The 14938-nt window shown below is 58.4% G+C and carries 2 protein-coding genes, 2 tRNA genes and 5 rRNA genes; 8 read left to right on the forward strand and 1 reads right to left on the reverse strand.

Annotation, left to right across the window (positions count from 1 at the left end):
* Nucleotides 1-81 precede the first annotated feature (81 nt).
* The 5 genes from ACNI65_RS04345 (at nucleotide 82) to ACNI65_RS04365 (ending at nucleotide 5459) form a co-directional block, all read left to right on the forward strand.
* Nucleotides 82-2962: ribosomal RNA gene (locus ACNI65_RS04345) — 23S ribosomal RNA — on the forward strand.
* Between the two features lie 142 nt (nucleotides 2963-3104).
* Nucleotides 3105-3217, forward strand: a 5S ribosomal RNA gene (rrf, locus tag ACNI65_RS04350).
* A gap of 365 nt (nucleotides 3218-3582) precedes the next feature.
* A 16S ribosomal RNA gene (locus ACNI65_RS04355) occupies nucleotides 3583-5111 on the forward strand.
* A 177-nt stretch (nucleotides 5112-5288) separates the two neighbouring features.
* A tRNA-Ile gene (locus ACNI65_RS04360) sits at nucleotides 5289-5365 on the forward strand.
* 18 nt (nucleotides 5366-5383) lie between these two features.
* Nucleotides 5384-5459, forward strand: a tRNA-Ala gene (locus tag ACNI65_RS04365).
* A gap of 6 nt (nucleotides 5460-5465) precedes the next feature.
* On the opposite strand, the gene ACNI65_RS04370 is transcribed toward ACNI65_RS04365, so the two are convergent.
* Nucleotides 5466-5654, reverse strand: a complete 189-nt coding sequence (locus ACNI65_RS04370) for a hypothetical protein (RefSeq protein WP_416760519.1) — start codon at nucleotides 5652-5654, stop codon at nucleotides 5466-5468.
* A 110-nt stretch (nucleotides 5655-5764) separates the two neighbouring features.
* On the opposite strand from ACNI65_RS04370, the gene ACNI65_RS04375 reads away from it, so the two are divergent.
* From ACNI65_RS04375 to ACNI65_RS04385, 3 genes are all read left to right on the forward strand, one after another.
* Nucleotides 5765-8645: ribosomal RNA gene (locus ACNI65_RS04375) — 23S ribosomal RNA — on the forward strand.
* 142 nt (nucleotides 8646-8787) lie between these two features.
* Nucleotides 8788-8900 (forward strand): 5S ribosomal RNA (rrf, locus tag ACNI65_RS04380).
* Together the 16S, 23S and 5S rRNA genes with 2 tRNA genes alongside form the textbook arrangement of a ribosomal RNA operon.
* Before the next feature lie 182 nt (nucleotides 8901-9082).
* A complete protein-coding gene (locus ACNI65_RS04385) occupies nucleotides 9083-14866 on the forward strand; it encodes an alpha-2-macroglobulin family protein (protein WP_416761409.1) in 5784 nt (1927 codons plus the stop codon).
* Nucleotides 14867-14938 lie beyond the last annotated feature (72 nt).

Below are 14938 nucleotides of genomic sequence, written 5' to 3' on the forward strand. Positions count from 1 at the left end.
CGGCGAACGCGTGATACTCAATAAATGCTCGAGTTGTCGAGCATCTGTCCTTGACGACATCTGCGGATGTCAAAGTTATAGGGTCAAGTGACTAAGTGCATGTGGTGGATGCCTTGGCGATTACAGGCGACGAAGGACGTGATAGCCTGCGATAAGCTTCGGGGAGCTGGCAAATAAGCTTTGATCCGGAGATTTCCGAATGGGGAAACCCACCTCGTTTAGAGGTATCGCACACTGAATACATAGGTGTGCGAGGCGAACCGGGTGAACTGAAACATCTCAGTAGCTCGAGGAAAAGACATCAACCGAGATTCCGAAAGTAGTGGCGAGCGAAATCGGAGTAGCCCTCGTGTTTTAGCAGTTGGCATATCAGAACGGAATGGAAAGTCCGGCCATAGCGGGTGATAGCCCCGTATGAGAAATGTCGATTGTGGAACTAGGCACGAATAGAGTAGGGCGGGACACGTGAAATCCTGTCTGAATATGGGGGGACCATCCTCCAAGGCTAAATACTCGTAATCGACCGATAGCGAACAAGTACCGTGAGGGAAAGGCGAAAAGAACCCCGGGAGGGGAGTGAAATAGATCCTGAAACCGCATGCATACAAAAAGTAGGAGCCCGCAAGGGTGACTGCGTACCTTTTGTATAATGGGTCAGCGACTTACATTCAGTGGCGAGGTTAACCGAATAGGGTAGCCGTAGAGAAATCGAGTCCGAATAGGGCGAATTAGTCGCTGGGTGTAGACCCGAAACCAGGTGATCTATCCATGGCCAGGATGAAGGTACCGTAACAGGTGCTGGAGGTCCGAACCGACTAGTGTTGCAAAACTAGCGGATGAGCTGTGGATAGGGGTGAAAGGCTAAACAAACCTGGAGATAGCTGGTTCTCTCCGAAAACTATTTAGGTAGTGCCTCAAGTATTACCTTCGGGGGTAGAGCACTGTTTAGGCTAGGGGGTCATGGCGACTTACCAAACCTATGCAAACTCCGAATACCGAAGAGTACAGCTTGGGAGACAGAGCACCGGGTGCTAACGTCCGGACTCAAGAGGGAAACAACCCAGACCGCCAGCTAAGGTCCCTAAAATTGGCTAAGTGGGAAACGAAGTGGGAAGGCTAAAACAGTCAGGATGTTGGCTTAGAAGCAGCCATCATTTAAAGAAAGCGTAATAGCTCACTGATCGAGTCGTCCTGCGCGGAAGATGTAACGGGGCTAAGCCAGTTACCGAAGCTGCGGATGCACAGTTTACTGTGCGTGGTAGGAGAGCGTTCTGTACGCCTGTGAAGGTGGGTCGTGAGGCCTGCTGGAGGTATCAGAAGTGCGAATGCTGACATGAGTAGCGTTAAAGGGGGTGAAAAGCCCCCTCGCCGAAAGCGCAAGGTTTCCTACGCAACGTTCATCGGCGTAGGGTGAGTCGGCCCCTAAGGCGAGGCAGAGATGCGTAGCTGATGGGAAACAGGTCAATATTCCTGTACCGATCAATAGTGCGATGTGGGGACGGAGAAGGTTAGCTCAGCCGGGTGTTGGATGTCCCGGTTCAAGCCTGTAGTCGTGCCTGGTAGGCAAATCCGCCGGGCTTAGATGAGGGGTGATAACGAGTCTGCTTGCAGACGAAGTGAGTGATACCCTGCTTCCAGGAAAAGCCACTAAGCTTCAGCTATTGACGACCGTACCGCAAACCGACACTGGTGCGCGAGATGAGTATTCTAAGGCGCTTGAGAGAACTCTGGAGAAGGAACTCGGCAAATTGACACCGTAACTTCGGAAGAAGGTGTGCCTTTAGTAGGTGAACCATTTACTTGGGGAGCCCAATGAGGCCGCAGAGAATCGGTGGCTGCGACTGTTTATTAAAAACACAGCACTCTGCAAAGACGAAAGTCGACGTATAGGGTGTGACGCCTGCCCGGTGCTGGAAGATTAAATGATGGGGTGCAAGCTCTTGACTGAAGTCCCAGTAAACGGCGGCCGTAACTATAACGGTCCTAAGGTAGCGAAATTCCTTGTCGGGTAAGTTCCGACCTGCACGAATGGCGTAACGATGGCCACACTGTCTCCTCCAGAGACTCAGCGAAGTTGAAATGTTTGTGATGATGCAATCTCCCCGCGGAAAGACGGAAAGACCCCATGAACCTTTACTGTAGCTTTACATTGGACTTTGAACAGATCTGTGTAGGATAGGTGGGAGGCTTTGAAACCTGGTCGCTAGATCAGGTGGAGCCAACGTTGAAATACCACCCTGGTGTGTTTGAGGTTCTAACCTTGGCCCGTTATCCGGGTTGGGGACAGTGTATGGTGGGCAGTTTGACTGGGGCGGTCTCCTCCCAAAGTGTAACGGAGGAGTTCGAAGGTACGCTAAATACGGTCGGAAATCGTGTTGATAGTGCATTGGCATAAGCGTGCTTGACTGCGAGACTGACAAGTCGAGCAGGTACGAAAGTAGGACAAAGTGATCCGGTGGTTCTGTATGGAAGGGCCATCGCTCAACGGATAAAAGGTACTCTGGGGATAACAGGCTGATACCGCCCAAGAGTTCATATCGACGGCGGTGTTTGGCACCTCGATGTCGGCTCATCTCATCCTGGGGCTGTAGCCGGTCCCAAGGGTATGGCTGTTCGCCATTTAAAGAGGTACGTGAGCTGGGTTTAAAACGTCGTGAGACAGTTTGGTCCCTATCTTCCGTGGGCGCTGCAAGATTGAGAGAGCCTGCTCCTAGTACGAGAGGACCGGAGTGGACGCACCTCTGGTGTATCGGTTGTCACGCCAGTGGCATCGCCGAGTAGCTAAGTGCGGAAGAGATAACCGCTGAAAGCATCTAAGCGGGAAACTCGTCTCAAGATGAGTCTTGCCGGGGCCTAGAGCCCCCTGAAGGGTCGTTCAAGACCAGGACGTTGATAGGCTGGGTGTGGAAGCGCAGTAATGCGTTAAGCTAACCAGTACTAATTGCCCGTGCGGCTTGACCCTATAACTTTGACACTCAAAACGTCAGAGACTGAGGTCACGCAGTTTTACCGTTCTTCAAACTCGAAGACGCAATCAAACCAAAGCTGATTTGACTCTACCGAATTGGGTTTGCTGACCAAGCGCAGCAAACCAACCAGTCAAGCCTGATGACCATAGCGAGTCGGTCCCACCCCTTCCCATCCCGAACAGGACCGTGAAACGACTCAGCGCCGATGATAGTGCGGATTCCCGTGTGAAAGTAGGTCATCGTCAGGCTAATATCCGGAGACGCCCGGTCGCATGACCGGGCGTTCCTTTCTCTGCTTGCAGAGATGAGCGCTTCAACGGAGCGTTGATCTCTGAAGGCGAGACGGCATCTGTGGATCAGAAAGATCGACAAAAAGATGCTTGACAAGTTCAAACGAACTCGTTTATAGTCTCACTTCTGCGCTGCTGACAACAAATCAGCGACGCGACGAAGGAGGCGAAAGCCACTTCGATGTTCTTTAAGAATTTACAGCCGATAAGCGTGGGCGTCTGAACGAGCGACCTGAGAAGGTTAAATCGAAACTAGACGCTCACGGAAAATGAATGAAGCTATGAAAGTAGTCTTTGTTCGATTCCGTTGAGTATTCAAGATCGAACTGTAGAGTTTGATCCTGGCTCAGATTGAACGCTGGCGGCATGCCTTACACATGCAAGTCGAACGGTAACGCGGGGCAACCTGGCGACGAGTGGCGAACGGGTGAGTAATGTATCGGAACGTGCCCAGTTGTGGGGGATAACTGCTCGAAAGAGCAGCTAATACCGCATACGACCTGAGGGTGAAAGCGGGGGATCGCAAGACCTCGCGCAATTGGAGCGGCCGATATCAGATTAGGTAGTTGGTGGGGTAAAGGCCTACCAAGCCGACGATCTGTAGCTGGTCTGAGAGGACGACCAGCCACACTGGGACTGAGACACGGCCCAGACTCCTACGGGAGGCAGCAGTGGGGAATTTTGGACAATGGGGGCAACCCTGATCCAGCCATGCCGCGTGCGGGAAGAAGGCCTTCGGGTTGTAAACCGCTTTTGTCAGGGAAGAAAAGACTCCTACTAATACTGGGGGTTCATGACGGTACCTGAAGAATAAGCACCGGCTAACTACGTGCCAGCAGCCGCGGTAATACGTAGGGTGCAAGCGTTAATCGGAATTACTGGGCGTAAAGCGTGCGCAGGCGGTTATGCAAGACAGATGTGAAATCCCCGGGCTCAACCTGGGAACTGCATTTGTGACTGCATGGCTAGAGTACGGTAGAGGGGGATGGAATTCCGCGTGTAGCAGTGAAATGCGTAGATATGCGGAGGAACACCGATGGCGAAGGCAATCCCCTGGACCTGTACTGACGCTCATGCACGAAAGCGTGGGGAGCAAACAGGATTAGATACCCTGGTAGTCCACGCCCTAAACGATGTCAACTGGTTGTTGGGAGGGTTTCTTCTCAGTAACGTAGCTAACGCGTGAAGTTGACCGCCTGGGGAGTACGGCCGCAAGGTTGAAACTCAAAGGAATTGACGGGGACCCGCACAAGCGGTGGATGATGTGGTTTAATTCGATGCAACGCGAAAAACCTTACCTACCCTTGACATGCCAGGAATCTTGCAGAGATGTGAGAGTGCTCGAAAGAGAACCTGGACACAGGTGCTGCATGGCCGTCGTCAGCTCGTGTCGTGAGATGTTGGGTTAAGTCCCGCAACGAGCGCAACCCTTGTCATTAGTTGCTACGAAAGGGCACTCTAATGAGACTGCCGGTGACAAACCGGAGGAAGGTGGGGATGACGTCAGGTCATCATGGCCCTTATGGGTAGGGCTACACACGTCATACAATGGCCGGGACAGAGGGCTGCCAACCCGCGAGGGGGAGCTAATCCCAGAAACCCGGTCGTAGTCCGGATCGCAGTCTGCAACTCGACTGCGTGAAGTCGGAATCGCTAGTAATCGCGGATCAGCTTGCCGCGGTGAATACGTTCCCGGGTCTTGTACACACCGCCCGTCACACCATGGGAGCGGGTTCTGCCAGAAGTAGTTAGCCTAACCGCAAGGAGGGCGATTACCACGGCAGGGTTCGTGACTGGGGTGAAGTCGTAACAAGGTAGCCGTATCGGAAGGTGCGGCTGGATCACCTCCTTTCTAGAGAATGACGAGACCGCCAAGTGACTTCGGTTGCTTGGGAGAGTCGAGTCCACATAGCGAGTTCAGCGCGCCCACACTTATCGGCTGTAGTCACACAACAGTGAGTGAGAAAACGCGTGAGCCTGGCGAGCTGGCCTTGCTGGTTGGCGCGACAGGGGCACGCAAAGAATGCGTGGGTCTGTAGCTCAGTCGGTTAGAGCACCGTCTTGATAAGGCGGGGGTCGCTGGTTCGAATCCAGCCAGACCCACCACGAGGATCGAGAGATCTTGGGGGATTAGCTCAGCTGGGAGAGCACCTGCTTTGCAAGCAGGGGGTCGTCGGTTCGATCCCGTCATCCTCCACCAATCACTTCACAGGGTGGCAAACCACAGCAGCGAGACAAGCGCTGTTGTGGTTTGCCAGTCTCGACTTTTTAGTCGGCTGTTGTTCTTTAACAATTCGTAGAGTCGAATCAGCGTTGCTGGCGGAAAGCTGGCGCTCGTAAAGGGGCGCTCGGCACCGTGCCGCCAGCGACATTTGATTGCGTCAACAAACTTCAACTCTGAACTTCAGAGTCGAAATTGAAGAACGGCGAACGCGTGATACTCAATAAATGCTCGAGTTGTCGAGCATCTGTCCTTGACGACATCTGCGGATGTCAAAGTTATAGGGTCAAGTGACTAAGTGCATGTGGTGGATGCCTTGGCGATTACAGGCGACGAAGGACGTGATAGCCTGCGATAAGCTTCGGGGAGCTGGCAAATAAGCTTTGATCCGGAGATTTCCGAATGGGGAAACCCACCTCGTTTAGAGGTATCGCACACTGAATACATAGGTGTGCGAGGCGAACCGGGTGAACTGAAACATCTCAGTAGCTCGAGGAAAAGACATCAACCGAGATTCCGAAAGTAGTGGCGAGCGAAATCGGAGTAGCCCTCGTGTTTTAGCAGTTGGCATATCAGAACGGAATGGAAAGTCCGGCCATAGCGGGTGATAGCCCCGTATGAGAAATGTCGATTGTGGAACTAGGCACGAATAGAGTAGGGCGGGACACGTGAAATCCTGTCTGAATATGGGGGGACCATCCTCCAAGGCTAAATACTCGTAATCGACCGATAGCGAACAAGTACCGTGAGGGAAAGGCGAAAAGAACCCCGGGAGGGGAGTGAAATAGATCCTGAAACCGCATGCATACAAAAAGTAGGAGCCCGCAAGGGTGACTGCGTACCTTTTGTATAATGGGTCAGCGACTTACATTCAGTGGCGAGGTTAACCGAATAGGGTAGCCGTAGAGAAATCGAGTCCGAATAGGGCGAATTAGTCGCTGGGTGTAGACCCGAAACCAGGTGATCTATCCATGGCCAGGATGAAGGTACCGTAACAGGTGCTGGAGGTCCGAACCGACTAGTGTTGCAAAACTAGCGGATGAGCTGTGGATAGGGGTGAAAGGCTAAACAAACCTGGAGATAGCTGGTTCTCTCCGAAAACTATTTAGGTAGTGCCTCAAGTATTACCTTCGGGGGTAGAGCACTGTTTAGGCTAGGGGGTCATGGCGACTTACCAAACCTATGCAAACTCCGAATACCGAAGAGTACAGCTTGGGAGACAGAGCACCGGGTGCTAACGTCCGGACTCAAGAGGGAAACAACCCAGACCGCCAGCTAAGGTCCCTAAAATTGGCTAAGTGGGAAACGAAGTGGGAAGGCTAAAACAGTCAGGATGTTGGCTTAGAAGCAGCCATCATTTAAAGAAAGCGTAATAGCTCACTGATCGAGTCGTCCTGCGCGGAAGATGTAACGGGGCTAAGCCAGTTACCGAAGCTGCGGATGCACAGTTTACTGTGCGTGGTAGGAGAGCGTTCTGTACGCCTGTGAAGGTGGGTCGTGAGGCCTGCTGGAGGTATCAGAAGTGCGAATGCTGACATGAGTAGCGTTAAAGGGGGTGAAAAGCCCCCTCGCCGAAAGCGCAAGGTTTCCTACGCAACGTTCATCGGCGTAGGGTGAGTCGGCCCCTAAGGCGAGGCAGAGATGCGTAGCTGATGGGAAACAGGTCAATATTCCTGTACCGATCAATAGTGCGATGTGGGGACGGAGAAGGTTAGCTCAGCCGGGTGTTGGATGTCCCGGTTCAAGCCTGTAGTCGTGCCTGGTAGGCAAATCCGCCGGGCTTAGATGAGGGGTGATAACGAGTCTGCTTGCAGACGAAGTGAGTGATACCCTGCTTCCAGGAAAAGCCACTAAGCTTCAGCTATTGACGACCGTACCGCAAACCGACACTGGTGCGCGAGATGAGTATTCTAAGGCGCTTGAGAGAACTCTGGAGAAGGAACTCGGCAAATTGACACCGTAACTTCGGAAGAAGGTGTGCCTTTAGTAGGTGAACCATTTACTTGGGGAGCCCAATGAGGCCGCAGAGAATCGGTGGCTGCGACTGTTTATTAAAAACACAGCACTCTGCAAAGACGAAAGTCGACGTATAGGGTGTGACGCCTGCCCGGTGCTGGAAGATTAAATGATGGGGTGCAAGCTCTTGACTGAAGTCCCAGTAAACGGCGGCCGTAACTATAACGGTCCTAAGGTAGCGAAATTCCTTGTCGGGTAAGTTCCGACCTGCACGAATGGCGTAACGATGGCCACACTGTCTCCTCCAGAGACTCAGCGAAGTTGAAATGTTTGTGATGATGCAATCTCCCCGCGGAAAGACGGAAAGACCCCATGAACCTTTACTGTAGCTTTACATTGGACTTTGAACAGATCTGTGTAGGATAGGTGGGAGGCTTTGAAACCTGGTCGCTAGATCAGGTGGAGCCAACGTTGAAATACCACCCTGGTGTGTTTGAGGTTCTAACCTTGGCCCGTTATCCGGGTTGGGGACAGTGTATGGTGGGCAGTTTGACTGGGGCGGTCTCCTCCCAAAGTGTAACGGAGGAGTTCGAAGGTACGCTAAATACGGTCGGAAATCGTGTTGATAGTGCATTGGCATAAGCGTGCTTGACTGCGAGACTGACAAGTCGAGCAGGTACGAAAGTAGGACAAAGTGATCCGGTGGTTCTGTATGGAAGGGCCATCGCTCAACGGATAAAAGGTACTCTGGGGATAACAGGCTGATACCGCCCAAGAGTTCATATCGACGGCGGTGTTTGGCACCTCGATGTCGGCTCATCTCATCCTGGGGCTGTAGCCGGTCCCAAGGGTATGGCTGTTCGCCATTTAAAGAGGTACGTGAGCTGGGTTTAAAACGTCGTGAGACAGTTTGGTCCCTATCTTCCGTGGGCGCTGCAAGATTGAGAGAGCCTGCTCCTAGTACGAGAGGACCGGAGTGGACGCACCTCTGGTGTATCGGTTGTCACGCCAGTGGCATCGCCGAGTAGCTAAGTGCGGAAGAGATAACCGCTGAAAGCATCTAAGCGGGAAACTCGTCTCAAGATGAGTCTTGCCGGGGCCTAGAGCCCCCTGAAGGGTCGTTCAAGACCAGGACGTTGATAGGCTGGGTGTGGAAGCGCAGTAATGCGTTAAGCTAACCAGTACTAATTGCCCGTGCGGCTTGACCCTATAACTTTGACACTCAAAACGTCAGAGACTGAGGTCACGCAGTTTTACCGTTCTTCAAACTCGAAGACGCAATCAAACCAAAGCTGATTTGACTCTACCGAATTGGGTTTGCTGACCAAGCGCAGCAAACCAACCAGTCAAGCCTGATGACCATAGCGAGTCGGTCCCACCCCTTCCCATCCCGAACAGGACCGTGAAACGACTCAGCGCCGATGATAGTGCGGATTCCCGTGTGAAAGTAGGTCATCGTCAGGCTAATATCCCGCAAACCCCTCGCTCAGCAATGAGCGAGGGGTTTTTGCTTTTGGGTCGACGAAAAGTCGCTCCTGCGAGCGTGATATCCCTGTATCCCCCAAGCGGGCGCCCCCTTTGTGGGACTGTCTTTTCATAGGTGTCCGCATAGACTGTCTGCTCGAGTTGGATCAGCTGGGAGTGCTATGCGGCGGAAAGAGTGGACGGAAGCGATCGGCGTACTGCCGGTGTCTTTGTTGATCAGCTTTTTGAGCCTGGGTTTTTCTGCGCAGGCATTGGAGCTCGAAACTGTCGCGCCACAAGGCGAGGTCGCCGAAGTTCAAAATGTCGTCGTCCGACTGAAATCCGCAGCTGCGGCTCTCGGAGATCCGCGGCAAAGTGATCCGGTCAGCGTGAGTTGTGGTTCACAGACCGTCGAAGGCAAGGGCCGATGGACCAACGAACGCGAATGGGTCTTCGATTTCGCTCGCCCGCTGCCACCGGGGTCGAAGTGCCTGGTGAGCGTCAGGGACGATTTCCGACCCTCGTTGCCCAATGTTGCAGTTGGCTGGTCGGGGATCCGTTCAGCAGGCTTTCAGCTCAGCGCGCCGAAAGTGTTGGAGACCCGCCCATGGACAGGCGGTCGCGTTGAAGAGGATCAGCGTTTCCTGCTCCGCTTGTCGGGCGCTGTGAAGACGAGTTCGGTCGCTGACGGGATGTGGTGCGAATCAAAGGCTGTCGGCGAGAGGATTCCTGTCGACCTGCGACCGACGTCGGAGCGTGACGCGCTGCTCCGGTCGCTGAAGGTCAGCCTCAAGCCTGGACAGGAGTGGCTCCTTGTCGCTTGCCAGCGGCCACTTCCCGCAGGGGCTGACGCTGCGATCGTTTGGGGCCCTGGTATCTCCGCCGCCGCTAACGATTCCGTGAAGACGCGCGGAGAGAAGCGCTTCGGATTCACAGTCCGCAGTCCGTTGACGGCAGAGTTCTCTTGCGAGCGCGAACGTGCGAACGCTCCCTGTCTTCCCATTCGCCCGCTTTCGGTGAGCTTTTCCGAGCGCATCTCTCGCGATCTCGCGGCCAAGATCAAGCTTCGTGGGTCCGGTGGTGCCGTCGTTTCTCCAACCGTGTCGAACGACGATGACGCCGGTTCTGCGTGGGTGACTCGGGTTGCTTTCCCCGTGCCGCTGGCGGAGCAGCAGGAATACCAATTGGAGATGCCTTCCGGCATTCAGGACGAGAGCGGACGTCCGCTGTCCAACGCGGCGAGCTTCCCATTGAAGGTCCGGACAGCGGCAGCTCCGCCGCTGGCGAAGTTCGCAGCGGCCCCGTTCGGCATCGTCGAGTGGGAGCAGAGTGGCGCTAGCCTGGTGCCGTTGAGCCTGCGGCACGTGCAGTCCGATCTCCAGCCGAAGTCGGGTGGACATCTGCGGATCAAGCGGATCAGCGACGACATCGACATCCTCAAATGGTACGGGCGGCTTTACCGCCAGAACGAATGGGAGGACCGGAAGGTGGAGTGGCTCAAGGGCCAGTCAGACCTGCAGTCGATGAGCGTCCCGGCTGGCAATGCGGACAAGTCCATCGAGGTGGTCGGCGTGCCCTTGTCGCAACCGGGCTACCACGTCATGGAGTTGAAGTCTCCTCGACTGGGGCAGTCGCTGCTCGACCCGGTGCAACCGATGTATGTGAAGACCGGGATGCTGGTCACCAATCTCGGTCTGCACTTCAAGCTCGGGAGGGACGACAGCCTGGTCTGGGTGACGTCACTCGACAAGGGGCGTCCGGTGGAGGGCGCGCAGGTCGCGGTGTATGACTGCCGCGGCAAGGCGTTGTGGCAGGGGCGCACGGATGCCAACGGATTGGCGCGTATCGATCGTCCGAATCTCGATCGAAGCGATGGGCGTGGTGAATGTCTTGGCGAGTCCGGTCTGTTCATCACGGCTCGTCACCAGGAGGCGGGCAAGCCGCTGGACATGAGCTTCATGTTCAGCGGATGGAGTCGAGGCATCGAGCCTTGGCGATTCAATGTACCGATGGCCTGGGGAAGCGAACGTAGCGTCCGCGCTCATACGGTGACCGATCGCCCCTTGCTGCGTGCCGGTGAAACGGTGTCGGTGAAGCACTTCTTCCGACTGGAGACTGTGCAGGGGTTGAGCGACGCGTCTCCGGATCAATTGCCGACCAAACTTCGCGTGGTGTTCGAGGGCACCGGTGAGGACGTGGCGACCTTCGATCTGCAATGGCAAGGCACACGGTACGCGTTGACCACCTGGAAGGTGCCTCCAGCGGCGAAGCTGGGGCGGTATCGCTTCGTGCTCGAGCGAGGCGGAAGCTCACGTGGACAGCGCACCTGGGACAGCGGCAGTGTCCGCGTCGAGGAGTTCCGCGTTCCGCTGGTCGATGCGCGATTGCTGCCGCCGAAAACCTCGGTACCCGGGGCGCAGGAGCAGGGCTGGTCGGCGCAGCTGAACTACATGTCCGGCGGCCCCATGGCGAAGGCGCCCGTCCAGGTCAGTGCCGTGCTTCAGCCGCGGTGGGCGCAGTTCCCGGGCTACGAGGACTTCGCGTTCGAGCCGCCGACCGTGCCGGGGCAGGGTGATTCCGTCGCGGCGCCCAGTGACGATGGAGAGTCGGAGGGGGATGGCCCCGGCGCGGGCGAACCCGCCGGCGGCAACCGCCTGCTGCTGGACAAGCTGGCGCTTCAGACGGACGCCAAGGGGGCCGTGCAGTTCAAGGTACCGCTCAAGGCCGCCGTGCAGCGCCCTGGAGAACTGCGCGTCGAGCTGAGCTACCGAGATCCGGATGGACAGACTCACACGCGCTCCGCGTCCCAACTGATCTGGCCCGCGGGCGTCGTGGTCGGCTTGCGGTCTGCGAGCTGGGTCGCCAATGGCCAGGCGTTGCGTCTGCAGGCGGTCGCCCTGGATACCGGCGGCAAGCCGCTGGCGAACCAGAAGGTCTCGGTCGCCGGGCGGCAGATCCAGACCTTGAGCACCCGCAAGCGACTCGTCGGCGGCTTCTATGCGTATGAGCATCAGCGCAACGTGAAGGACCTCGGCGAGCTGTGCAGCGGCAAAAGCGACGAACGCGGGCTGCTGCAATGCGAGGTCAAGCTGACGCAGAGCGGGCAGATCGAGTTGATCGGGACCGTGGCCGATGACGGCGGTCGCCGGGCCCAGGCAGCGCGGTCGCTCTGGGTGACGCGCGCGGGTGAACTCTGGTTTGCTCAAGACAACGACGACCGCATCGATGTGATCGCGGAGCGTCGCCGCTATGAGCCGGGCGAAACCGCGCGGTTCCAGGTCCGCATGCCTTATCGGGAAGCCACGGCCCTGGTGACCGTCGAGCGTGAGGGCGTGCTGCACAGCGAGGTGCGCCGCCTGTCCGGCCGCGACCCGTGGGTCGAGTTGAAGATCGACCGCGACTGGACGCCCAACGCCTATGTCAGCGTGATGGTCCTGCGCGGCCGCTTGCGCGATGTGCCGTGGTATTCGTTCTTCTCCTGGGGATGGCGTGAACCGGTCAATTGGTGGCGCGAGTGGCGGGCCTCCGGCGACTACCAGCCACCGACAGCGATGGTGGATCTGTCCAAGCCGTCCTTCAAGCTGGGCATGGCGGCCATCGAGATCGGCCAAGCCAGGCATCGACTGCAGGTCGAGGTCGTACCGCAGCAGGCGCAGTACGGCGTGCGTCAAAGCGCGCAGGTCAAGCTGCGGGTGACGCAGGACGGCAAGCCCGTTCCCGATGCGCAGATCGCGTTTGCGGCCGTCGACGAAGGCTTGCTGGCGCTGGCGCCGAATCCCAGCTGGAAGCTGCTCGACGGCATGATCCAGACCCGCGCGTGGGGCGTGACGACGGCGACCGCCCACAGCGAGATCGTCGGCCGGCGCCATTACGGCCGCAAGGCGGTCGCCGCCGGTGGGGGCGGTGGTTTTGCCACGCGCGAGCTGTTCGACACGCTGCTCACCTGGCAGCCTGCCGTGACGGTGGACGCCAAGGGCGAGGCGCTCGTGCAGGTGCCGCTCAACGACTCGCTGACGCGATTCCGGCTCGTGGCGGTGGCCGACGCACCGGGACAACGCTTCGGCACGGGTGAGGCCAGCATCAACGTCAGCCAGGACCTGCAGCTGCTGTCCGGTCTGCCGCCGCTGGTGCGCGAGGGCGACCGGGTGCAGGCGATGATCACCCTGCGCAACGCCACGTCGCGGACGATGGATCTGCGTGTCGCGTTGAACGGCAAGGCCACGTTCGAGACGGGCGAGCAGCCGGTGCCGACAGAGGCGCGCACCGTCAAGCTGGCGGCCGGGCAGGCGCAGGAGCTGACCTGGGATGTCGTCATCCCCGAAGGCGCTCAGCGCATCGTGTGGGAGGCGCAGGCCCAGGAGCAGGGCGGCGCCGGCGCGAAGGATGCGATGCGGACCACGCAGGCCGTGCAGGCGGCGGTGCCGACGCGCGTGCTGCAAGCCACGTTGCGGCAGCTCGATGGTCCGCTGAGCCTGCCCGTGGCCGCACCGACCGACGCGCTGCCGACGCAAGGCGTCAAGCGCGGCGGCGTGTTCATCGGCTTGCAACCCAAGCTGTCCAGCGGATTGCCGGGCATCCGGCGCTATTTCGAGCTGTACCCGTACAGCTGCCTGGAGCAGCAGAGTTCCAAGTACATCGCGCTGCACGACACGGCCGCCTGGGACGGCCTGATGGGGCAACTGGCCACCTATCAGGACAGCGACGGCCTGTTCGCGTACTTTCCGCTCTCGCGCTACATCACGCAGGGCGATGACGTGCTCACCGCGCATCTGCTGTCCGCCGCGCACGAGGCCGGAAGAACGCTGCCGGCCCCGCAGTTGAACAAGGCGCTGGAAGGGCTGGCGGGCTTCGTTGAAGGACGCGTCGCACGCAAGCACTGGTCGCCGCGTCCGGATGACGAGCCGCGTCGCATCGCGGCGCTGGCCGCGCTCGCGCGGTACGGGAAGGCCACGCCGCGGCAACTGGGTACGGTCGATGGGCGCAACCTCACGACCTGGCCAACCGTCGCCATCCTGGACTGGCTGGTCCTGCACCAGCGCATGAGCGACGCGCCTGAGCGGACGGCGCAGATCGCGGCGGCGCAGAACCAGCTGCGCGCGCGGCTGAGCTATGCGGGCACCACGCTGCGCTTCGTCAACGAGGAGTCCGAAGGCTGGTGGTGGCTGATGGGCAGCGGCGACGCGACGGCCGCGCGGACCATCCTCGCGCTGGTGGACGATCCGGGCTGGAAGGAGGATCTGCCACGCCTGGTCGTCGGCGCGCTGGGGCGCCAGACCCGAGGCGCGTGGGAGTCGACGACGTCCAATCTCTGGGGCGTGCTGGCGCTGGAGAAGTTCTCCGCCCGCTTCGAATCGCAAGCGGTCAAGGGCCGGACCGAAGCCAAGCTCGGCGGTGAGTCGGCCGCGATGGACTGGTCCGCCAAGGCGGGCGGCGGTGAGTTGCGGCTCGCGTGGCCGGCGAGCGGCAGCGGCAACCTGACCCTCGCGCAGACGGGAGACGGCAAGCCCTGGGCGACGGTGCAGGCGGTGTCCGCGGTGCCGCTCAAGGCGCCGTTGAGCTCGGGCTACTCGCTCAAGCGCACGATCACCGCGGTGTCGCAGAAGGCCGCGCCCCGCTGGTCGCGCGGCGACGTGATGCGGGTCCGCGTGGAGTTGGAGGCGGCCGCGGACATGACCTGGGTCGTGCTCAGCGATCCCTTGCCCGCCGGCGCCGCGATCATCGAAGGCACGATCGACGCGCAGGGCGAGCGCGCCGAAGGCGAGGCGTGGCCCGACTTCATCGAACGCAGCTTCACCGCGTGGCGCGCTTATTTCAGCTATCTGCCGCGCGGCAAGCATGTGCTCGAGTACACGGTCCGCCTGAACAACGCCGGGCGCTTCCAGATGCCCACGACCCGCGCGGAGGCGATGTACGCGCCCGATCGTTTCGGCGAACTGCCCAATGCCGTGCTGGAGGTCCAGCCGTGAACTCCGCGGCCGGCCCCGCGCGGTGCCAGGCCGGCCGGTGGGCGCGGTTCTGCGCCTTCGTGGCGCTGCTGA

The sequence above is a fragment of the Roseateles sp. So40a genome (assembly GCF_048081605.1).
Classification (GTDB): Bacteria; Pseudomonadota; Gammaproteobacteria; order Burkholderiales; family Burkholderiaceae_C; genus Roseateles.

Coding starts and splice junctions, on each gene's coding strand:
- ACNI65_RS04385 (WP_416761409.1), top strand. CDS start 9,083: ATGCGGCGGAAAGAGTGGACGGAAGCGATCGGCGTACTGCCGGTGTCT.